The sequence below is a fragment of the Streptomyces blattellae genome (assembly GCF_009709555.1).
GTDB lineage: Bacteria > Actinomycetota > Actinomycetes > Streptomycetales > Streptomycetaceae > Streptomyces > Streptomyces blattellae.
Genome location: NZ_WJBG01000246.1, coordinates 1 through 20392 on the forward strand (window position 1 = coordinate 1; position 20392 = coordinate 20392).

16 protein-coding genes and 1 pseudogene are annotated in these 20392 nt (G+C 69.9%); 13 read left to right on the forward strand and 4 right to left on the reverse strand.

Annotated elements, in window-relative coordinates:
- From GFH49_RS36345 to GFH49_RS36385, 9 genes are all read left to right on the forward strand, one after another.
- On the forward strand, positions 1-1160 hold a 1160-nt coding region (locus tag GFH49_RS36345), incomplete at its 5' end, for an acyl-CoA dehydrogenase family protein (RefSeq protein WP_155060330.1).
- Between the two features lie 49 nt (positions 1161-1209).
- The gene (locus GFH49_RS36350) at positions 1210-1791 is read left to right on the forward strand and encodes a flavin reductase family protein (protein WP_155060331.1); all 582 of its coding nucleotides are present in this window, start codon (positions 1210-1212) and stop codon (positions 1789-1791) included.
- 28 nt (positions 1792-1819) lie between these two features.
- Positions 1820-2605, forward strand: a complete 786-nt coding sequence (locus GFH49_RS36355; protein ID WP_155060332.1) for an HpcH/HpaI aldolase family protein — start codon at positions 1820-1822, stop codon at positions 2603-2605.
- Positions 2606-3392: 787 nt separating this feature from the next.
- Positions 3393-3965: a (2Fe-2S)-binding protein gene (locus tag GFH49_RS36360; protein ID WP_155060333.1), complete on the forward strand. Its 573-nt coding sequence runs from the start codon at positions 3393-3395 to the stop codon at positions 3963-3965.
- Positions 3962-4954: an FAD binding domain-containing protein gene (locus GFH49_RS36365; RefSeq protein WP_155060334.1), complete on the forward strand. Its 993-nt coding sequence runs from the start codon at positions 3962-3964 to the stop codon at positions 4952-4954. Before GFH49_RS36360 ends, GFH49_RS36365 begins: the two co-directional genes overlap by 4 nt.
- Positions 4951-7101 carry a xanthine dehydrogenase family protein molybdopterin-binding subunit gene (locus tag GFH49_RS36370; RefSeq protein ID WP_155060335.1) on the forward strand — a complete coding sequence of 717 codons (2151 nt, stop codon included), beginning with the start codon at positions 4951-4953 and terminating at the stop codon, positions 7099-7101. Before GFH49_RS36365 ends, GFH49_RS36370 begins: the two co-directional genes overlap by 4 nt.
- Positions 7102-7115: 14 nt before the next feature.
- Positions 7116-8534 carry a protoporphyrinogen/coproporphyrinogen oxidase gene (locus tag GFH49_RS36375; protein WP_155060336.1) on the forward strand — a complete coding sequence of 473 codons (1419 nt, stop codon included), beginning with the start codon at positions 7116-7118 and terminating at the stop codon, positions 8532-8534.
- Positions 8535-8746: 212 nt separating this feature from the next.
- A complete protein-coding gene (locus GFH49_RS36380; protein WP_155060337.1) occupies positions 8747-11206 on the forward strand; it encodes a SpoIIE family protein phosphatase in 2460 nt (819 codons plus the stop codon).
- A gap of 211 nt (positions 11207-11417) precedes the next feature.
- Positions 11418-11771, forward strand: a complete 354-nt coding sequence (locus tag GFH49_RS36385; RefSeq protein ID WP_155060338.1) for a hypothetical protein — start codon at positions 11418-11420, stop codon at positions 11769-11771.
- A 32-nt stretch (positions 11772-11803) separates the two neighbouring features.
- Here GFH49_RS36385 and GFH49_RS36390 read toward each other — a convergent pair whose 3' ends face one another.
- Positions 11804-13189, reverse strand: coding sequence for an amidohydrolase family protein (locus GFH49_RS36390; protein WP_155060339.1), 1386 nt, complete (start codon positions 13187-13189; stop codon positions 11804-11806).
- 510 nt (positions 13190-13699) lie between these two features.
- Here GFH49_RS36390 and GFH49_RS36395 point away from each other — a divergent pair.
- Together GFH49_RS36395 and GFH49_RS36400 are read left to right on the forward strand one after the other, a co-directional pair.
- Positions 13700-14644, forward strand: a complete 945-nt coding sequence (locus tag GFH49_RS36395) for an aldo/keto reductase (protein ID WP_155060340.1) — start codon at positions 13700-13702, stop codon at positions 14642-14644.
- A gap of 87 nt (positions 14645-14731) precedes the next feature.
- On the forward strand, positions 14732-15619 hold the full coding sequence (locus tag GFH49_RS36400; RefSeq protein ID WP_155060341.1) for a phytanoyl-CoA dioxygenase family protein: 888 nt from the start codon (positions 14732-14734) through the stop codon (positions 15617-15619).
- A gap of 380 nt (positions 15620-15999) precedes the next feature.
- Here GFH49_RS36400 and GFH49_RS36405 read toward each other — a convergent pair whose 3' ends face one another.
- Complete coding sequence (locus GFH49_RS36405; RefSeq protein ID WP_155060342.1) at positions 16000-16866, reverse strand: class I SAM-dependent methyltransferase; 867 nt, start codon at positions 16864-16866, stop codon at positions 16000-16002.
- Between the two features lie 181 nt (positions 16867-17047).
- On the opposite strand from GFH49_RS36405, the pseudogene GFH49_RS41695 reads away from it, so the two are divergent.
- Positions 17048-17101, forward strand: a pseudogene (locus GFH49_RS41695) (helix-turn-helix domain-containing protein); the annotation flags it as partial.
- A gap of 548 nt (positions 17102-17649) precedes the next feature.
- Here GFH49_RS41695 and GFH49_RS36415 read toward each other — a convergent pair.
- Together GFH49_RS36415 and GFH49_RS41330 are read right to left on the reverse strand one after the other, a co-directional pair.
- Positions 17650-18597: an aldo/keto reductase gene (locus tag GFH49_RS36415; protein WP_155060343.1), complete on the reverse strand. Its 948-nt coding sequence runs from the start codon at positions 18595-18597 to the stop codon at positions 17650-17652.
- A 101-nt stretch (positions 18598-18698) separates the two neighbouring features.
- A complete protein-coding gene (locus GFH49_RS41330; protein ID WP_328288319.1) occupies positions 18699-18884 on the reverse strand; it encodes a hypothetical protein in 186 nt (61 codons plus the stop codon).
- Between GFH49_RS41330 and GFH49_RS36420 the strand changes: the two genes are divergently transcribed.
- On the forward strand, positions 18864-19310 hold the full coding sequence (locus GFH49_RS36420; protein ID WP_328288318.1) for a TetR/AcrR family transcriptional regulator: 447 nt from the start codon (positions 18864-18866) through the stop codon (positions 19308-19310). The two genes, GFH49_RS41330 and GFH49_RS36420, sit on opposite strands and share 21 nt — an antisense overlap.
- The last annotated feature ends 1082 nt before the right edge of the window (positions 19311-20392 follow it).

Here is a 20392-nt window from a genome sequence, read left to right on the forward strand (position 1 = left end):
CCTCCCTGACCGCGGACGACATCATGCGCGCGGCCGAGGATCTGGTGCCCCTGCTCCGCGAACGAGCCGCCGAGACCGACGAGTCGCGACGCATCTCGGACGACATCCACCGGCGGATGCAGGACGCCGGCCTCCTCCATATCCTCAGGCCCAAGAAATACGAGGGCCTGGAGCTCACCGATCATGAGCACGCGATGGTGACCCTGACGCTCGCCCGCGGCTGTGGCTCCACCGCCTGGGTCTTCTCCATCCTGAGCGCCAGCAGCGTCGTCGGCTTCGCCTTCCCGGAGGAGGCGCAGGACGAGATGTGGGGAGAGGACCCGTACGCGACGATCGCCGGAAACATCAACCTGAACCCGAAGGCCAAGGCGGAGCGGGTGCCGGGCGGCTACCGGCTGACCGGCCAGTGGGGGTTCTGCAGCGGTTCGGACTTCTCCCAGTGGCTGATGTGCAATGCGCCCGCGGGGGAGAACGGCGAAGGGCACATGTTCCTCGTCGACCAGAAGGAAGGCGTGACGATCGACGACTGGTTCCCGACAGGTCTGCGGGGGACCGGCAGCCGGTCGATGGCCTTCGAAGACGTGTTCGTCCCCGATCGCCGGGTCCTGCCGATGCGCGACATCGGCCGGATGACTGAGGAGCGGCGCTCCCTGCACCCCACGTTCGACTCGCTGTGGTCGTCCTGGCCCGCGGCGGGCCGGTTCCCGTTCTCGGCCGTCGCTGTCGGCGCCGCGCTGGGCGCCGCCGACCACTTCGCCGAGACGGCCGCGTCGGCCACCCGCGTCGCCAGCGCCGTGGGCGGCGTCACCAAGCTCGCCGACCAGGAGTACGTCGCGACCGAGTTCGCGGAGGCCGCCGGCGAGCTGGAGATGGCGCGCATGCTGGTCGACCAGCGCAGCCTGGAGGCTTCCCGGCGGAACACCGCACACCAGACCACGACCCCCGCCGAGCTGATACGTGACACGCGCGACAACGCGCTCGTCACCCGCATCGCGCTGCGCAACGTCCAGCGGATCGCTGCCCTCGTCGGTGCCAAGGGAGGCAACCCCAAGCACCCGGTCTCCATCGCCAAGCGCGACGTGGAGATGGCCTCGAACCATGTCAACCTCAGCTGGCGCCGCGCGGCCGTCGACTACATGGCCACCGTGGGGCAGGGCTGAACGGCCCCGCCGCGCACGTTTCTTACGATCAGAAATCAAAGGTAGGGACATGAATGCGTATTCCCCCCACAGCGACGACCTGAGCGCACACGGCGTGGCCGTGGCCGAGCCGATTCCCGTACTGCCCGCGGATGCCTTCAAGATGGCGTTCCGCCTCTACCCGGGCGGGGTGTCGCTGATCACGGCCGACGCCGGCGCCGGTCCGGTGGCGCTGACCGCGACGTCGGTGTCGCCGGTCAGCGCCGAGCCGCCCCTGATCATGTTCTCGCTGTCCGCTCTCTCCTCCAGCACGCCCACGCTCAGGGAGGCGGAGACGGTCGTCATTCACCTGCTCAATGCCGGCAGTATCGATTTGGCACAGTTGGGTGCCACGAGCGGTATCGACAGGTTCGCCGATACGGCCCGCTGGGAACGGCTGGCGACGGGTGAACCCGTTTTCACGGAGGCGCCGGTCTGGATCCGCGCGCGCGTCCAGAACCGTATGGAGGTCGGCGGCTCGACGGTGATCGTGGCCGAGGCCCTCGAATCCAGCGTGCAGCCGGAGTCGTTCGACACGTTGGCCTCCAGCGACGGGCTGGTGTACGTCAACCGGACGTGGCACCGCATCGGGACCCACTCCGAGATCAACTGAACGCGGCGCCCTGCTGAAGGAGTCGGGTATGCGCAAGCCCCATCGTCGGATCAGGAGCAAGCTGGAGGAAGGCGGCCGGGCATTCGGCATCAGGCTCCAGTTGCCGAGCCCGGACATCGCGGAGATCGCCGGGTATGCGGGCGCCGACTTCGTCTGGCTCGACGCCGAACACGGCACGATGGACCTCCGGGACATCGGCGAGGTCGTCCGTGCCGCGGACGCATCGGGCATCGACGCGATCGTTCGTGTGCCGGACCACTCGGCGAGCTTCATCCAGCGAGTACTGGACACGGGCGCCGCCGGGATCATCGCGCCGCACGTCCGTACCGTCGCCGAGGCGGCTGCGATCGCCGAAGCGACACGGTTCGGCCCGACCGGTACCCGGGGAGCGTGTGCGTCCACCCGCGCGTTCGGTCACCACAGCCCGGACTGGCCGGCCGATCGCCGGCGTGCCGACGCCGACGTTTTCGCCTTCGGGGTCATCGAGGACGCCGACGGTATGGAGAACGTCGAGGCCATCGCCCGTGAGTCGGGCCTGGACGGCCTGCTGTTCGGCGCGTTCGATCTCGCCCAGGACATGGGGCTCGAAGGCGACGTGGCCCATCCCGACATCGACAAGGTGCACCAACGATTCCTCGCGGCCGTGCGGGCGGCGGGCACGGAGTATCTCGCCGTCCCCGGCTGGGGATCCGGTGGTGTCAGCGCGCTGGCCGAGCACGCCCGGCTCTTCAGTCTCTCCGGGGACCGGGCCGTGCTCGCCACCGCGTTCCGCACCGCGCTCGTTGAGGGGGAGAGGGCGCTGATGACCGACTGAGCGAACCGCACGACCGAAGAGCCCCACGAGGCACCCCTCTCCGTCGCCGGCATGAGGAGTCGAGAGGGCGAAGGAATCCGAGTAGCAGCGCGCGGGGGACGCCCCGGGCGCTGTTACCGCTCGCCGCCGATCCGGACCTCCCCACCCGGGCGGCGGCACACATCAGGAATGGCCGGGCTGCGAGATCACGGCAGGGAAGGCCCGTAGACATCCGCTGAACCCACGACGCCTGAACGAACAGGTGAGTTACGCGATGAGCCGCTTCACATCTGCGTTTCCCCGCACAGCCCTCCCATGTCATGGAGCAGCCGCGCCCAGTGACATCGTGGCGTGGGCGGAAAGACGTCCTGTCTGGATAATCCGTTCCAACTGCCAGACGAGCTCAAACCGCCAGACGAGAGGCAACGATTTCCTGGCGAGACATTTGGCGGTGTTCGTCGACGTGCACATCAGCGCCACCGTTCGGGATGTTCAGACATCTCGACGGTGGCGTTTTTCGCGCTGTATGGCAAGGGTCGCGGGTTTCGCGACGAATGCACGATACCGCGGGTTCTACGACACAGTGGTCAATATCCGCGGCCCCCTGGACCATGCGGCAGCCAACCTTGGTGAACGCTTGCGTTCACTGCACGGTCCGGCGGCAGAGCAGCCGCCCTCGCCGAGGAGGGAGAGTGCGCTGACGGAATAAAGCCGTGGGGGCCCCAATCGATGTGGAGCCGCCATGTCGGGATCTTTCGACCGGTAGTGTTTTCCCGGTTTCTGTCCATACGCAGGGAGAGAGAAGCGCATGACAACGACGTCCAGCGTCATCACTTTGAATGTCAACGGTGAAAAACACACCTTGCCCGTCGACCATCGCACGACCTTGCTCGACGCGTTGCGGGAGCGGCTGGATCTGACCGGGACCAAGAAGGGTTGCGACCAGGGCCAGTGCGGGGCGTGCACGGTCTTGATCGACGGGCGACGGGTCGTGTCCTGCCTGCAGCTTGCGATGGCGGCCGAGGACCGTGAGATCACCACGGTCGAGGGCCTCGCGGAGGACGACCGGCTGCACCCGGTGCAGCAGGCGTTCCTCGATCTGGACGGCTACCAGTGCGGTTACTGCACCCCGGGACAGATCTGCTCGGCCGTCGGAGTGCTCGCCGAGCATGCGGAGGGCTGGCCGAGCGCGGTGACCGGTGATGTCCGGCCGGAGGCGGGAGCGCCCGCACTGACGGCGGAGGAGATCCGGGAGCGGATGAGCGGCAACCTGTGCCGCTGCGGCGCGTACGTGGCCATCGTCGACGCGGTCGCCCGGGCGGCTCAAGCCCCGGACCAGGCATCCGCCGTGAGCGCTCAGGACGAGGGGTCGATACGGTGAAGGAATTCCAGTACCAGCGCGCGGGAGACGTCCGGGGCGCTGTCGCACTGCTGTCCGCCGACCCCGAGGCTCGCTTCCTGGGCGGCGGCACCAACCTCGTCGACCTCATGAAGACCGGCGTCGAACGACCCGCCCGGCTCATCGACATCCGGCGGCTGCCCCTCGACCGGATCGAGCCGACCGGGGACGGCGGGCTACGCCTCGGCGCGACCGTGACCAACAGCGATCTGGCGGCTCATCCGGAGGTCCGCAGGCGCTACCCGGCACTGGCACAGGCGGTGTTGGCCGGTGCCTCCGGGCAACTGCGCAACATGGCCACGGTCGGTGGGAACCTGCTGCAGCGCACGCGGTGCGCCTACTTCGCGGACCTTTCCAAGCCATGCAACAAGCGCGTCCCGGGCAGCGGGTGCCCCGCCATCACGGGCGAGCACCACAACCACGCGATCCTGGGCGCCTCGGCCCATTGTGTCGCCACGCACCCCTCGGACATGGGTGTCGCGTTGACCGCCTTCGACGCGATCGTGGAGTACGAGACGGCCGAAGGACCGGGCGAGTTGCCGCTCGCCGACTTCTATCTCCCGGTCGGCGACAGCCCGCATCGGGAGACGGCCCTGCCGCCGGGCGCGCTGATCACCGGCGTCGTGCTGCCGCCGGTCGCGGTCGCCGCGCACTCCCGCTACCGCAAGGTGCGCGAGCGTGCCTCGTACGCCTTCGCGATCGGCTCGATCGCCGCCGCGCTCGACGTCCGGGACGGCATCGTCCACGACGTGCGCCTGGCCTTCGGAGCGGTGGCGTCGCGGCCGTGGCGTGCCCGCGCGGCCGAGCGGCTGCTGGCGGGTGGCCCCGCGGACGCGGACGCCTTCGCCGCGGCAGCCGACGCCGAACTCGCCGCGGCGAGGCCGCTGGCCGACAACGCCTACAAGGTGACGCTGATCCGCAACCTCGTGGTGTCCGAACTCGCCACCCTGGCCCAGGAGGGGACCCGATGACTGTCACCGCAGGAAGGGAAGTCACCGCATCCGTCGGCACCGCGAAGGTCCGTCTGGAGGGCCGGGAAAAGGTGACCGGAGCGGCCCGCTACGCGGGCGAGGTCCCCTTCCCCGATCTGGCGCACGGCTGGCTGGTGCTGTCCACCGTCGCTCGTGGCCGCATCCGTTCGGTGCGGACCGCGGACGTCCTGAAGATGCCGGGCGTGCTGGAGGTCTTCCACCACGGCAACGCCCTGCCCATCGACGCCGGCTTCGTCATCCCGCTGCTGGGCACCCCTCCGGACTCCCTGGTCGCGCTGTTCCAGGACGACCGGGTTCCCTGCGCGGGCTGGCCGGTGGCGCTGGTCGTCGCCGAGACCTCCGAACAGGCCAGGGAAGCCGCCGAGGCACTCGTGGTGCACTACGAGACCGAGCCCCACGACATCCGGCTCTCCGGCGAGCGTCCGGACGCCGTCCCGCTGGACAGCCAGGTGAGCGGGCCGGGAGTGACCCAGAAGGGAGACCTGGACGCCGAACTCGCGGCGTCGAGCTTCGTCGTGGACGCGGAGTACACCACCCCGCAGGAGCACCACAACCCGATGGAGCCGCACGCGGCCGTGGCCCGATGGCACGACGGCATACTTGAGGTCGTCGACGCCAACCAGGGCAGCGGCTACATCGCGCAGCTCCTCGCGCAGCTGTTCTCGCTCGACCCGGGCGTCGTGCGGGTACGCGCCGAGCACGTCGGCGGCGGCTTCGGCGGCAAGGGGCAGATCAGCGTGCACCAGGTCGCCGCCGTGATGGCCGCGACCGTTCTGCGACGCCCGGTCCGCGTGGTCCTCACCCGCCGCCAGATGTTCTCGCTCACGGGCTATCGCAGCGCCACCGTCCAGCGCGTCCGGCTCGGCGCGGACGCCGGGGGGCGGCTGCGGGCACTGAGCCACCGGGCGGTCGCCATGACCTCGACCACGTACGACTTCGCCGAGCCGACCACCGCCGTGGCCCGGGTGATGTACGACGCGGACGCCCACCACACCTCCAACGAGATCGTCCGGCTCGACGTGCCGACCCCGTCGTTCATGCGCTCGCCGGGCGAGACACCGGGGGCGTTCGCGCTGGAGTGCGCACTCGACGAACTCGCGGAGAAGAGCGGCATCGACCCGATCGAGCTGCGCGTCCGCAACGAGCCCGAACGGGGACCGGTGTCCGGGCTGCCCTTCAGCAGCCGCAACGTGGTCGCCTGCTTCCGCGAAGGGGCACGGCGGTTCGGGTGGAACGACCGCGACCCCCGTCCCGGCATACGCCGGGACGGGCGCTGGCTGATCGGCACGGGCACCGCGGCGGCGACCCACCTCGTGATGTCCGTGCCGTCCACGGCGGCCGTGACCGCGGAGGCGGACGGGACCTTCACCGTCCGGATCGGCGCGGCCGACATCGGCACCGGCGCGCGGACCACGCTCGCGATGATCGCCGCCGACGCCCTCGAAGTCGTGCCGGACCGGGTCCGGATCCGCATCGGGGACAGCTCCCTGCCTCCGGCGGTCATCGCCCTCGGTTCGACGGGGACGCGCTCCTGGGGCTGGGCGATCAAGATCGCGGTCGATGAGCTGCGGGACATGCTCACCCCCGGCGTGATCATCCCGCCCGAGGGCATCACCGCCAGGTCGGACACCACCGCCGCCGTCGTCGGCCTCATGCAGAGCGCGCCGAAGGAACGGCACACCTATGGAGCGCACTTCGCCGAGGCCGCGGTGGACACCACCACCGGCGAGGTGCGGGTGCGGCGCATGCTCGGTGTCTTCGCCGCGGGCCCGATCGTGAACCCGTTGACGGCTCGGTCCCAGCTCATCGGCGGCATGATCTGGGGCATCTCCATGGCCCTGCACGAACAGGCGATCGTGGACCAGTCCACGGGCTGCCTCGTCGGAGCCGACTTCGCGAACTACCACATCGCCGCGCACGCCGACGTCCCGTCGGTGGAGGCGACGTGGGTGGACGAAGCCCCGGACCCGGATGACCCGGTCGGGTTCAAGGGCATCGGCGAACTCGGGAACGTCGGGCCGGCCGCGGCGATCGCCAACGCCGTCTGGCACGCGACCGGCGTACGCCACCGCAACCTGCCCATCCTCCCCAGCCGGGTTCTGTCGTCGCGCGGCGACGCTGTCTGACGAAAGGCGACACCATGAATACCTCGCAGCGATCTGCCAGTGAGACGACAGACGATGTGCGTCCTGAACACGACTCCGACATCGTGGTCGTGGGCGGAGGAATCGCCGGCCTCGCGGCGGCCTTCCGCCTTCACGAGCAGGGCTGGAGTGTGACCGTTCTCGAAGCGGCGGAGGCGGTCGGCGGGCGGATGTCCACCGTCGAGCGCGACGGGTACGTGCTCAACCGCGGGGCTACGATGCTGCCGGAATCCTTCACCAATATCGTCAAGTTGACGGAGGACGCCGGTCTCGGGAAACCGTTCAAGCCGCTGGCCGTCACCGTGGGCATGCCGCGTGACGGTCGGATGCGCTTCCTCGTCCGCCGATCCGGCCCCGGCGCACTCCTGGACCTGGTGGGCACGGATCTGCTCTCCTTCCGCAGCAAATTGCTGATGCCTCGCCTCGCGGTGGATCTGCGGCGCTGGCGCCGCCAACTGGCGAATGACAAGACGTATCAGGCGGCGGCACGACTCGACAACGAATCCGTTGCCTCATACGCACTTCGCAGGCTCAACCAGGAGATTCTCGACTACGTGCTGGATCCGTTCCTCCGCGCGCTCTACCTGGGCGAAACGACTGACATGTCGGTCGTCGACCTGTTCCTCTCGCTCAGCAAGCTCGGCGGCGGGCCGATGCAGTATCCGCGCGGCATCGACTTCCTGGCCAAACGGCTGGCGTCCTTCGTCGACGTGCGCACCGGAGCCACCGTCCAGGACGTCCGGCATGTCGACGGTGGCGTTCGCACCGTATGGAAAGACAGCGAGGGCGAGCACACGCTCACCACGCGCGGCGCCGTTCTCGCCATGAACGGACAGGACCTGCTGCCGGTCTACCACGACCTGTCCGACCAGCAGCGCGAACTGATCCAGTCGGTCCGCCACAAGAGCGTGCTGAAGGGGATCTTCGCGTTGCGCCGCCTGCCGGCGGATGTGCCGACCCTCATTCCCGTGCCCCGCGCCGCAGGCATGGGCCTCGGCATCACCGTCGTCGACTCCCAGTCGATGCCCGATTCGGTTCCGCCCGGCGGGGCCGTGATCTCCGGTCACTGGGTCAGTGAATACAGCAAGGGAATACTCGAACGTCCCGACGACGAATTGATTCCCGAAATGATAAAGGAGATGGAGACGGTCATACCCGGCCTTTCCGCCGAGTTGGAGTTCGTCCATGTCGTACGATGGGGCTTCGCGACGAACGCGCGATACCGTGGGTTCTACGACACGGTGGCGAATATCCGCCGCACCCTGGCCGAGGATGACGTCATCCAGCTCGCCGGCGAATACCTCGCGCTCTCCGGGACGAACAACTCCGTCGACAACGGCGAACGCGCGGCAGCCCATCTGAACGAACGTATGCGTTCGCTGTACGGCCCGCCGGTGAAACGCCCGAATCCGTGAATCGACCTGAGCCCGAAACCGCTCCCGATTCCGGATCCACGGCCAAGACCTTCCGCGGCGCTGCCCGTCGGTGTAACCCCGACGGGCTCGCCCGGCCCGCGGCGAACCCGGACTGCGCCGGGTTCATTGACTGACCGACGACGGAAGACAGAAGGTGGCATTATAGGCCGAAGCGATGTGGATATATGCGCCGTTGCGTAGGTGAGGTGTTCATGGCAATCCTGGGCGAGGGTGGCGAGGGCGCTGCGCTCGACGAGGTCGCCGTCGTGCTGCTGGACGATGCGGGGATCGTCAGGCTGTGGTCGGACACGGCCGCTCACCTGCTGGGACATGCGGCGCGGGAGGCCTGTGGCCGGCCTGTGTCGCAACTGCTCGTCGATCCATCGCAGTGGAGAGCGGAGACAGCGACCGGTTCCGCCGCCGGGCGGCGGCTGTTTCGGCGCAGATCCGGACCGCCCGTCGAACTCGTGGTCCGTACGGTACGCGTGGACGGCATGGACGGTTCTTCCGAGGCCGTTCTGCTGTCGCCCCCCGCGCCGGGCGGGACGCCGGGCGGGACCGTCGCCGAGCAGGGATCGAGCTTCCTGACCTCCCTGCTCGGCCAGGACCGGCTGGGGGTCGTGCTCTTCGACCCCGAACTGGGCGTCGTACGCGCGAACAGCCTGGTGGGGTCGGCCGGGTTGCCGACCCTGCGCGCGGGTTGCCGCCTGCGTGACGTGGTGCGCGCGGAGGACGCGGAGGCGGCCGAGACCCACCTGCGCCAGGTACTGGAGACCGGAGTTCCACTGGTCGGGGGACAGATGCGGATGCGCCCGACCGGTACGTCCGCTCAGGAGCGCTATCTGTCGGCATCCGTTGTCCGCCTGGAGGACGCCGCCGGCCGTCCGACCGGCGTGGCGGCACTCGTCACCGACGACACGGAGCAGCGGCGGGCCATGCAGCGCGCCGCGGTGCGCCATGACGCGTCGGTCCGCATCGGTGCCTCCCTGGACGTGGCCCGTACCGCCAAGGACATCGCGGACGTGCTCGTACCGACCTTCGCGGACATGGCTTCGGTGGACATCGGCGAGGTCGTACTCGAAGGCGACGAACCCGCAAAAGGTGTCTTCCCGAGCGGGCAGTGGCGGATGCGGCGCGTGGCGGCGGTCTCCGCCGGTGGTCCCTGGCCCGCCGAGCTCATCCAGGTGGGCGGTGTCATCCCGCCGCCCCCGGACGTGCCACAGGCGCGGCGGGCGGCGCTGCACGGCGACACCGTCCTGAAGACTTCACGGCAAGAGATGGAGGAGTCGCTCGGAGACCCGGAAGCGATCCGCGCGCTGCTGCCCGAGAAGGGGCATTCGTTGGTCATCTCGCCGTTGTTCGCGCGCGGCCTGCTGCTGGGTTTCGTCTCGGCGTGGCGGACCGAACGGCCCGAGGTGTTCCAGCGGGGGGACGCCGATCTCCTGTTCGACATCGCCTCGCGTGCGGCGCTGAGCGTGGACAACGCCCGCAGGTACACACGGGAGCGCCGGGCGGCGGTCGCGCTGCAACAGCGCCTGCTTCCCCATGCGACCACACGCGCCACAGCGGCGGAGTCGGCCGGCCACTACGTGCCCGCGGGCGGTGGGGCGGACATCAGTGGCGACTGGTTCGACGTCATCGCCCTGTCGTCGTTGCGGGTCGCCTTCGTCGTGGGTGACGTCGTGGGCCACGGCCTGCACGCCGCGGCCACGATGGGGCGTCTGCGGACCGCCATCCGCACGCTGGCCGAGCTGGAACTGGAGCCCGGAGAACTCCTCATCCACCTGGACGACCTCGTGCAGCAACTCGCCGACGAATCCGCTCCCGAGGACCGGGACTCGATCGGCGCCACCTGCTTGTACGCGCTCTACGACCCCATCGCCGGCACGTGCGCACTGGCCAACGCCGGGCATCCGCCCCCCGCCGTGATCCCGCCCGACGGCACCGCCCGGCTGATCGAGGTCAGCCCGGGTCCCCCGCTGGGCGTGGGCGGCATGCCGTTCGAGGTCACCACGGTCCGCATCGAGCCCGGCAGCACCCTCGCCCTCTACACCGACGGCCTCGTGGAACGAGCCTCGGACCATCTCGACGAGCGGACTCAGGACCTCCTGGACTCGCTTTCGTCCCTCTGCAGCAGCGCACGAGGCCTTGAGGACATCGCCCACGACGTCGTGTCCGCGGCGTCCGAAGGGCCACCCCGCGACGACATGGCGCTTCTCCTGGCCCGTACCCACGTGCTTCCGGCCGCCGACACCGCGGACTGGCAGTTTCCCCCCGACCCCTCCCGGGTGGCCGACGCCCGCAAAGTCGTCGCCCGCCAGCTCGCCGACTGGGGGCTGGACGACCTCGGCTTCACCACCGAACTGATCGTGAGTGAACTGGTCACCAACGCGATGCGCTACGCGGACGGCACCGTGGGACTGCGCCTCTTCCATGACGACAAGACCCTGGTGTGCGAGGTCTCGGACTCCAGCAACACCCAGCCACGGCTGATCCGGGCGCGGGCCGGCGACGAGGGAGGGCGCGGCCTCTTCCTGGTGGCCCAACTCGCCAAACGGTGGGGGAGCCGGTACCACCGCAACGGCAAGACCATCTGGGCCGAGCAGACGATCACCGCCGACTCGGGCCTGGGACTCGACTTCGCCGGCATCTGGGACACACCGGAGATCTGAGCACCCGCCGTCGCCCGGCCAGTCGCCGGCCGGTAGGTGCGGGCACCATGCGCGTGACGGATGCGAAGCACCTCCGGTGCGGGCGACATGACCCGGCTCCGGTGCGGGTCCGTCGCCGTGAGCGGGGGTCGGCTCCGGTGGTTGGTCATGTGGGCGACCGGTGTCGGCTGCGAGGGTGTGGTCGCGCGAGCATGGATGGGGAGCGGCTCCGGTGCGGGTCCGTCGCCGTGAGCGGGGGTCGGCTCCGGTGGAGGTCATGTGGGCGACCGGTGTCGGCTGCGAGGGCGTGGTCGCGCAGCGCGTGGATGGGGAGCGGCTCCAGGGCGGGTCATGTCGCCGTGAGCGGGGGTCGGCTCCGGTGGAGGTCATGCGGGCGACCGGTGTCGGTCACGAGGGCGTGGTCGCGCAGAACGTCGAGGTCGGCCTGCTCGTCGGCTCAGCAGGCCTCGGGGTGGGCGGGGCCGAGGTCGTAGGCGGAGGTCATGACCTGGCTCCCGGCGACCGGTGCCGGGAGGCGGGCCCCGGCCGAGGGTCGGATGAACGGCAGCGCGTCATGCGCCGGTGATCAAGGTCCCTGCGGCCGGGGCCGGGAGCCGGTCAGCTGCCGCTGATCGCGGCAGCGGTGGAGCGCAGCGCCTGGGCGGTGCGGCGGAGGTCGGCGTGGACCAGTCGGCCCGCGGCCTTCATCAGCCGTCCCGCGACGATGACGGTGTCCACGTTCTGGGGATTGGCGGCCTGGACCACGGCTGCGATCGGGTCGCGTTCGGCGGTGAGCATGTCGAGGTCCTCCAGGCGCAGCAGGACGACGTCGGCCTGCTTGCCGGGGCGCAGGGAACCGATCCGATCGGCGAGCCCCAGCGCGGTGGCGCCGTCGAGCGTGGCCATCCGCAGGACGTCCTTGGCGGTCAGCGGTGAGTCGTCGGTGATCTGGCTGGCGAGCAGCGCTGCCCGCATCAGGGAGAACATGTCGCCGGGGACCGAGGACACCGCGTCGACGCCGAGGCCGGTGGTGACGCCGAGGCGCCGGTAGCGGCTCGCGACCGGTGCGCCGACGCGCATCTGTGCCTCGGAGGCCGGCGTCACGGCGGCCTTGCCGCCGGAGTCGCCGATCAGCTTGAGCTCGTTGTCATCGAGCGAGTTTCCGTGCACGTAGAGCGTGTTCGGGCGCAGCAGGCCGCGCTCGCGCAGGGCGGAGATCGGCGTCGGCGTGACGGGGCCGGCGCTGACGTGGAAGGACAGCGGCAGGTTCAGGTCGTCTGCCACACGCCATTCCTCGACAACCGTCTCTATCGGCGTGAAGGACGGGCCGAGCGGGCCGTACGCCATGGTGACGAGCGCCTTGTCGTCGGACAGGCGCGTGGTGCGGACCCGGCGGACATCGGCGAGGTCGGGGTTTGCGTCGACCGCGCCGTAGGTGAACACCGCGCGAAGTCCCGCCGCCTGCAGGGCGTCGATCGCCGCGTCGGCTTCCTCGGGCGTGTAGAGCCCGTGCGAGTAGTCCAGCTGAGTCGTGATTCCGGCGTTCAGGCTCTCCAGCGCGCCGGCCAGGGTCGCGTTGTACATGTCCTGCGGGCGGAACCGCGGGCCGTACTGCCCCAGGACGCCGAGGTACGAGTTGAGGTCCAGGCCCACGGTCGCGCTGCGCAGCGCCGACAGCCATACGTGGCGGTGGGTGTCGACGAACCCCGGCAGCACGATCCGGTCGGTGGCGTCGATGACGGTGGCGCCGTCGGCGCTGAGGTTGCGCCCGACGGCCGTGATCCGCCCTCTCTCGATCAGGACATCGGTGCCGGCCTGGGCTACCGGCTGGGGCTCGGTGTCGATCACATGGCCGTTGCGGAGCAGGATGCGGGCGCTCGCCGTGGGTGTTGAGCCGGTGGGTCGGCTTCCCCAGGGCGCCGCGGTCGCGGGTGACGAAGCCAGGGTGGCCGCGGCCGCGGCGGCGGCCGCGCCGGTCAGCACGGTTCGGCGGGGCAGATTCATTGTTGAACTCCGTTGTCTTGGAAGGTCGCGTGGGCGGGACCCGTAATTTGGTTCGCGGTGTGCGCCGCAGCGGCACTGGTCGCCGCGGTCGCGGGCGCTCGGCCAGCTAAGCGGACAGCAGTCCGCTACTGGGGGAGAACGTACCGGACGGTTGTCCGGTTGGCAAGGATGAAGGGTGTCAGGCGACCCTGGGCGCGAGTTCGGGGTGACCGCTCCCGAAGGGAGTGCTCCGGCGTGGGAAGGTTGATCGCGCTTGCCACCCGGACGGCCGTCCGCTAGCGTTTATCGATAGTGGACAGCTGTCCGGTTTGCTTGGCCGTTACGGCGTGAAAGTGGCTGTCGGCGTGCTTCTGCGCACCCGCAGCACCAGCTCATCGGTCCGTGCCTGACCACGGCGGCCGGCCGGATCACCGCGACAGGGTTCACCGGCGCCGTGGACGGCGCTGCCCCAACGGCACGGACACGTGCGGGTGTTCACCGAGCTGAAGAAGGCCGAACCTTGGAGGTGGGATGGTCGAGAGGCGCAGGCTCGGCACGACCGACATCGAGATAACCCCCATCGGCCTCGGATGCGCGCAAATGACCGTGAGCGGGATGACCTCTCGGGTCTATTCCACGCGGGAGTCGGGCGCCGTGGTCCAGGCCGCCTTGTCGGGCGGAGTCAACTGGTTCGACACGGCGGAGGGGTACGGTCGTGGAGAATCCGAGCGGGCGCTGACCACCGGTCTGCGGGCGGCAGGTGTGCGGCCCGGCGAGGCGGTGATCGCGACCAAGTGGCTGCCCTTCGGTCGCCGGGCCTCGAACATGTCGCGCACCATCGACGGCCGTGCCGACGCGTTGCAGGGCTACCCCATCGATCTCTACCAGATCCATCAGCCCTGGAGTCTCTCGCCCGTCGAGAGCGAGATGCGCGAGATGGCCAAGCTGCTGCGGGCCGGCAAGATCCGGTCGATCGGCGTGAGCAACTTCAGCGCCCGCCAGATGTCCCGGGCAGCCGCTGCCCTGCGCGCAGAGGGTGTCGAACTGGCTGCCAACCAGGTGCAGATCAGCCTGCTGAACCGCACCGTCGAGCGCAACGGCGTGCTGGACAGCGCCCGCAAGCTGGGTGTCACGCTGATCGCGTACTCGCCGTTGCAGGCCGGCATCCTCACCGGACGCTTCCACGACGATCCCGCCGCCCTGCGCCGGGCGCCCTTGTTGCGCAAGGCCATGTTCGGCCGCGCCCGGGACCTGGAGCGCAGTCGGAACCTGGTGCGTGAGCTGGGCAGGATCGGCGACGCGTACGGGGTCTCCCGCGCTCAGGTGGCGTTGAACTGGCTGATCAACTTCTACGGCGACACCGTGGTGGCGATCCCAGGCGCCTCCAAGGCGAAGCAGGCCGAGGAGAGCGCCGGCGCGCAGACGTTCCGGCTCACCGAGAAGGAACTCGGACGCCTGGACGAGCTGTCGTCGTGACAGCTGTCAGGCGCGGGAGTCCGTACCCGGCCTCATGGCTCTTGTCTCAGCAACGTCCCCATCAAGGAGCACAAAGGAGCACAACGCGTGTCTCACCTGCCCGACGTACAGGACCCCGGCCACAGCCGTGTGGACAACATCGACTCGCTCGACGGCCTTCACACCGACCTGGCCCGACGGCACAAGGCCACAGAAAGCAGTGGAGCCACGGTCCCGGACGAGGTGGTCGACGCCGACTTCGCCGCCGTGGAGCGCGACGGATACGTCATCCTGGAGGACCTGCTCACCGAGTCCGAGTGCGAGGAGATCCGGTCGGCCGTCACCCCTCTGCTGGACCGGACCGGCCGCAACACCTTCGAGGGCGAGCGGACCCAACGCGTCTACAGCGTCCTCAACAAGACCCGAGCCTGTGACCGGCTGGTCGACCACCCGAGAGTGCTGGCCCTCCTGGACCGGCTGCTCATGCCCAACTACCTGCTCTCCCAACTCCAGGTCATCAACATCCAACCCGGCGAGAGCGCCCAGCTGCTGCACCCCGACGACGGCATGTACCCCGTGCCCCGACCCCGGCCGCCGCTGAGCGCGGCCACGGTGTGGGCCATCGACGCCTTCACCGAGGACAACGGCGCCACCGTGGTGCTGCCGGGCAGTCAGCGCTGGGGCGACCGCCGGCCGGCCGACGGCGACGCCCGGGTGAAGGCCGTCATGCCGCCCGGTTCGTGCGTCTTCTTCGTCGGCACCCTGTGGCACGGGGGAGGCGCCAACGCGTCCGACCGTGCCCGTCTTGCCGTCACGGCCCAGTACTGCGAGCCGTGGCTCCGGCCGCAGGAGGCGTTCACCCTGTCCACCACCCCGGACACGGTCCGAGCGGTGTCGGAGGACCTCCGCCGGATGCTCGGCTACAGCATCCATCCGCCCTTCCTCGGGATGGTCGACGGCATGCACCCCAAACGTCTGCTCGACGGGGCGTCCTGACCGTCCTCCGCTTCACCCGGCGGGCTCCGCGCGGCCGTTCGGCGATCGAGTACCGGTGCGGCCGCCCGTCCATCGGGGCTCGGGCACCGAGGTGCGGAGCCCGCATCCGCCGACGTCGGCCGGTCCGTGAGGCCGGCGTGGTGGTGGGCCTTGCCGCTGCTGTGGTCCACGGCCGACCGCAGCCGGCTGTCGACGAGCCGCACATGGCTGAGCGAGCCTCCGCCGGGAGACTCGCTCCGCCCCCATGCCGCTGCAGCCGTCCGGTTCGCCAGGTCCACCCGGTCCACCAGGTCCACCCGGTTCACCCGGTTCACTTGGTTCGCCCGGGAGAACTCGTGGCCACCCGCGCATGTCCGGCCCACGCCATGGCCGACTGCGCCTTACGGCACTCGGACCCAGGCGCCGTACTGCAAGGATCCCAGGATCTGGCTGCCCTGTTCCCGCACTGCCTTCTCCAGCCGGTCGGTCAGGGTGTCGTCGGCCACGAGGCCCTCGGGCAGGGACAGGCCCATCTTCTCCAGGGCGGGTTCGAGGCTGCGCAGCGTGTACGCCAGCCACGGGACGATCGGCGAGTCCCCGCCCGACGCGACGGAGGCGTGGCATTCGAGCGTCGGGCCGGGCAGTCCGGCATCGAGGAAGGTGCGGTTCAGCCGTCGCCCGAAGTCCGGCGGAGTGCCGTTGGCCAGAAACACCTCGGTGAGCAGCCGGTAGCTGTCGTCCCACAGGGAGGCCGGCGGCCAACTGGGGTTCTGCACCGTGAAGTCGATCTCGTGGAAGACGAGTACGCCGCCGGGCCGCAGGAAGCGGGCGAACCGTCGGAGCGTGGCGGCCGGATCGTTCTGGTACAGCAGGACGAAGCGGCCCACCACGGCGTCGAAGCGTTCCGTGGCCTCGAAGTCGTCGAGGTCGGCGACCTGGAACTCAAGGCTCTTGCCGAAGCCCTCGTCCCGCGCCCTGACCCGGGCCTTCTCCGTGGTCACCGGGTCGCGGTCGATGCCCAGGACCCGGCCGCGCGGTCCCACGATCTCGGCGGCCAGCATCGAGACATCACCCATCCCCGAGCCGAGGTCGAGAACGGACATGCCTGGCCCGAGACCTCCCAGGCGCAGAAACTGCTCCGTCGAGGGCCGCAGGATCCGCGCCTGCAGCATGAGTCGCTGATGCTCCTGGTCGGAGCTTCCGAGCACATAGTCGGCCTGCGCGTCCGGGGTTGCGATCGCTGTGGCCTGCGGGGAGTGTCCGCTCATCAGGTCTTCCTTCGTGGAAACCCGGCCTTCAGGCCGGGAGGAAACGAAGCTCCTGCGGAGCAGGGCAGGCAGAGCCGGTTCGCCGCCGGCGGACCGGCGTCCACCGCATCCCGGCCGACCCGCGCCACTCACACGGGAGCTGACAGAACGTGAGGTGTGACGCAACAGGTCAAGTACGTTCGGCTGCGTCCGCCTCGTGTACAACAAGGCGCTGGAAGAGCACACATGGGCGTGGTACGGGCGTGAACTCGTCGTGATCGACCTCAACGGGAGTCCTCCCGGACGGGGCAGTCGTCGATGAAGCAGGAACCCCAGCGGGCGACCGTTGGAGCCCCCGCCTGTTGCGGGGGTGGAAGCCGACAGGCTTCTCTCACGGACCGACCGGGCCATCGGCACCGGTCGTGACGCCACCGTCCGCCCGCCCTGCTCCGAGCTAAGCGGACAGTAGTCCGTTACTCCTGGCAAACGTAGCGGACGACTGTCCGGTTTGCAAGTGCGGGATAGGCGCAGGCTCGTGAGTCGGTGACCGGAGCCCTCGCCAATTCTGCTGGGGCGCGGCGCAGTTGCTGGAGGCGCGTGGGCTCGCGCGGACGCGCTCGGGGTCTGGTGGATGCAGGCCGGTGAAGGTGTGGGTGCGCGTGGGCTCGGCCCGACAGCCGGACGGCTGCCCCCTACGTCTCCCGTAGTGGACAGCCGTCTGCTTCAGCCGGGCTCGGTGGGGCGGACGGACCGGCCGTCACCGGCCGAGGTGACGGTCGTCCGCAACTCCACCCTCAAGCTGCGTCAGTGCTGCGGGGCAGCGGGCGAGCGGGTGGGGACCGCGTCGAGTTCGGCGAGCGTCTCCTTGTCGAGCGTGACCGCGCCCGCCGCCAGGTTCGCCTCAAGGTGACCGGCGTTGGTGGTGCCCGGGATGAGCAGCACATTCGGGGCGTGGTGCAGCAGCCAGGCCAGGCCGATCTGCACCGGGGAACATCCCAGCTTCTCGGCGGCGGCGAGCACGGCAGGCTCGTCCGTCACCTTCGGGCGACCCGGGAACGCGCCGCCGAGGGGGAAGTAGGGCACCCAGGGGATCTGCTCCTGCGCGCAGAACTCAAGCATGTCCTCGTCTTCGCGTGAGGCGAGGCTGTAGGGGTTCTGCACGCAGACGATGCCGGCCGGCAGGGCGCGGCGCAGTACGTCCAAGGTCACGCTGCTCAGCCCGATCGCACCGATCTTGCCCTCATTGCGCAACGCGATCATTTCCGCGAGCTGGTCGTCGAGGTCGACCACCTGGTCGTCCGGGACGGGGGGTCCCATGTGCGCGCCATCGACGCGGCGGAGGTTCACCACCGGGATCTGCTCCAGCTGGAGGGTGGTGAGCTCGGCCTCGATCTCGGCCCGCAGCTCCTCGGGCCGTTGCGCCAGACGCACCGGGACCGGTCCGTCGGGGTCGGAGGTGGCGCCGAGCTTGCTCACGATCAGGACGTCGTCCTGGGGACGTATCGCCTCGCGGATCACCTCGTTGACGAAGCCGCTGCCGTAGAACTGGGCGGTGTCCACGTGGTCGACGCCGAGGTCGATCGCCTGGCGTACCAGGGCGACGGCGGCACTGCGGTCGCTCTGCAGGCGGGCCAGCTGCATCGAGCCGTACCCGACGCGCGAGACGGTTCGGCCGGCCAGCGAACCAGCGCCGCCGGGGCGCGGGGCCCCGGCGGGAGTGGCGTCGGAGGTGGGGGTGCCTGCGGACGTCATGGCTACCTGCTCTCGTGAGAGAATGATAAAAACGGAGGATCCTCCGTTACGTCCACCGTAGCACTACCGGAGGTGCCTCCGTTTTGAGACCGCCCGAAGCGTCACCGGCCCGCACACCGGCCGACTCGCCGGATGCCGCCGGCCGGCCGGGCCGCCGTGATGCGCGTCGCAACCGCGAGAAGCTCCTCACCGCCGCGCAGGCCGCCTTCGCGGCAGCCGAGGGCCCGGTCGCGCTGGAGGCCATCGCCCGGCAGGCCGGGGTCGGGATCGGGACGCTGTATCGCCACTTCCCCACCCGCGAAAGCCTCATCGACGCCGTCTACTCCGCCGAACTCGACAGCGTCACGGCGAGCGTCCCCGCCCTGCTCGAACGGTACCCCGCCGACGTCGCGCTCCGGGCCTGGATGGGTCGCTACGCCACCTTCGTCGCCACCAAGCGCGGGATGATGGAAACGCTGCGGGCCGGGTTCGCCGCCAGGCGCATCCCGCCTCCCTCGCGGGAACGGGTCACTGCCACGATCGCCGACATCCTGGAGCAGGGTGTCGCGGAAGGCACGCTCCGTGCGGATGTCGACGCGGAGGATGTCACGACGATGCTCATCGGTGTGTTCTTCGCCATGGCGGCCGACTCTCCCCGGCAGCAGATCGACCGTCTGCTCGACCTCCTCTCCGACGCGCTCAGGCCGCAGGCGGGTGCCGCTGCGGACTCGTGATCAACGCCAGCGGGCCGGGCGTCCGTGCCGGAACGGTGGTGCGGACCGAAGCCCGGTCCGTGCTGTCGCCAGGCCGCGCAACTCGCCGCCGCGGCCGGCGCGGTGTCGGTGACCCGGGTCCAGGGCCGGGCGGTCCTCGTGCCGGCGGAACACGGTGTGAGGCACTCGGACGGTGATCGCGCCCCATGTGCCCCGCCCCTGGCCGCACCGCATGACGCGTCCACGGCCGAGCCGCCGAGAGGGCCGCGAGCCGCGGTCCGGTGACGCGGAGACAGCCGGCGAAGACCATCCGCGCGCTTCACCCGGAGTCGGCGGACGCGGCGGGCCACGAGTTCGTGGACCTCGCACGTGGTGTTGATCCCGAAGAGGTACCGGCCGTAGCGGGCGGTGAGGAAGTCGACGTACCCGGAGTAGGGGTGGTCGGGCTCGAAGTTCTCGCGGCTGATCGTGCCGACGCCCGGCTGGTAGGCGATCGGGCAGATTTTCCCGGCCGGTGCCTGCGGTGCCCAGTCGTCGCCGGTGTTGATGTCCTCCATGAAGTCGGCGTCGATGTTGCCGGTGCGGGCCCAGTAGTCGCGGAACTGGAACCGGCCATTGGTGCGCAGTTGCACGGTGTGCTCATGGGCCGGGGCCATGACGTGCAGCCGCCCGCTGCCCGCGACGCCCCGGTTCTGGACGTAGAGCGAGCCGAAGATACGGGTGTCGCCGTCGCGCATCGACACGAACATGTTGTCGACGTCGACCCAGGCGAACCGCTCGTAGTCGGCCGGGTCCACGCCCAGTTCGGCGATCTCCGCGGCGCTGTAGGAGCGGAAGTCGGTCTGCGGCAGGACCCGCTTCGCCTTGACGGTGCCGAAGCGGTCGTACGTCGCGCGTCCGCCGGTGAGATACGCCCAGGTCTCGGCGAGCCGCAGATCGACCTTGAGCCACTGGGTGACGGCGTTGAACTGGTTGAAGTACTGGCGGTCGGCGAGCTGCTGCTGGGAGATGCCGACGGCCTGGCGGGCGTACTCCCAGTACATGTCCCAGCCGCTGCCTGCGTAACGGTCGGCGTGCGCGGCCATGTGCGCCTCGACGGCGGC

Excerpts from the sequence above, each read along its gene's own strand:
- GFH49_RS36350 (WP_155060331.1), top strand. The coding sequence starts at position 1,210 with ATGAATGCGTATTCCCCCCACAGCGACGACCTGAGCGCACACGGCGTG.
- GFH49_RS36355 (WP_155060332.1), top strand. The coding sequence starts at position 1,820 with ATGCGCAAGCCCCATCGTCGGATCAGGAGCAAGCTGGAGGAAGGCGGC.
- GFH49_RS36360 (WP_155060333.1), top strand. The coding sequence starts at position 3,393 with ATGACAACGACGTCCAGCGTCATCACTTTGAATGTCAACGGTGAAAAA.
- GFH49_RS36370 (WP_155060335.1), top strand. The coding sequence starts at position 4,951 with ATGACTGTCACCGCAGGAAGGGAAGTCACCGCATCCGTCGGCACCGCG.
- GFH49_RS36375 (WP_155060336.1), top strand. The coding sequence starts at position 7,116 with ATGAATACCTCGCAGCGATCTGCCAGTGAGACGACAGACGATGTGCGT.
- GFH49_RS36380 (WP_155060337.1), top strand. The coding sequence starts at position 8,747 with ATGGCAATCCTGGGCGAGGGTGGCGAGGGCGCTGCGCTCGACGAGGTC.
- GFH49_RS36390 (WP_155060339.1), bottom strand. The coding sequence starts at position 13,189 with ATGAATCTGCCCCGCCGAACCGTGCTGACCGGCGCGGCCGCCGCCGCG.
- GFH49_RS36395 (WP_155060340.1), top strand. The coding sequence starts at position 13,700 with ATGGTCGAGAGGCGCAGGCTCGGCACGACCGACATCGAGATAACCCCC.
- GFH49_RS36405 (WP_155060342.1), bottom strand. The coding sequence starts at position 16,866 with ATGAGCGGACACTCCCCGCAGGCCACAGCGATCGCAACCCCGGACGCG.
- GFH49_RS36415 (WP_155060343.1), bottom strand. The coding sequence starts at position 18,597 with ATGACGTCCGCAGGCACCCCCACCTCCGACGCCACTCCCGCCGGGGCC.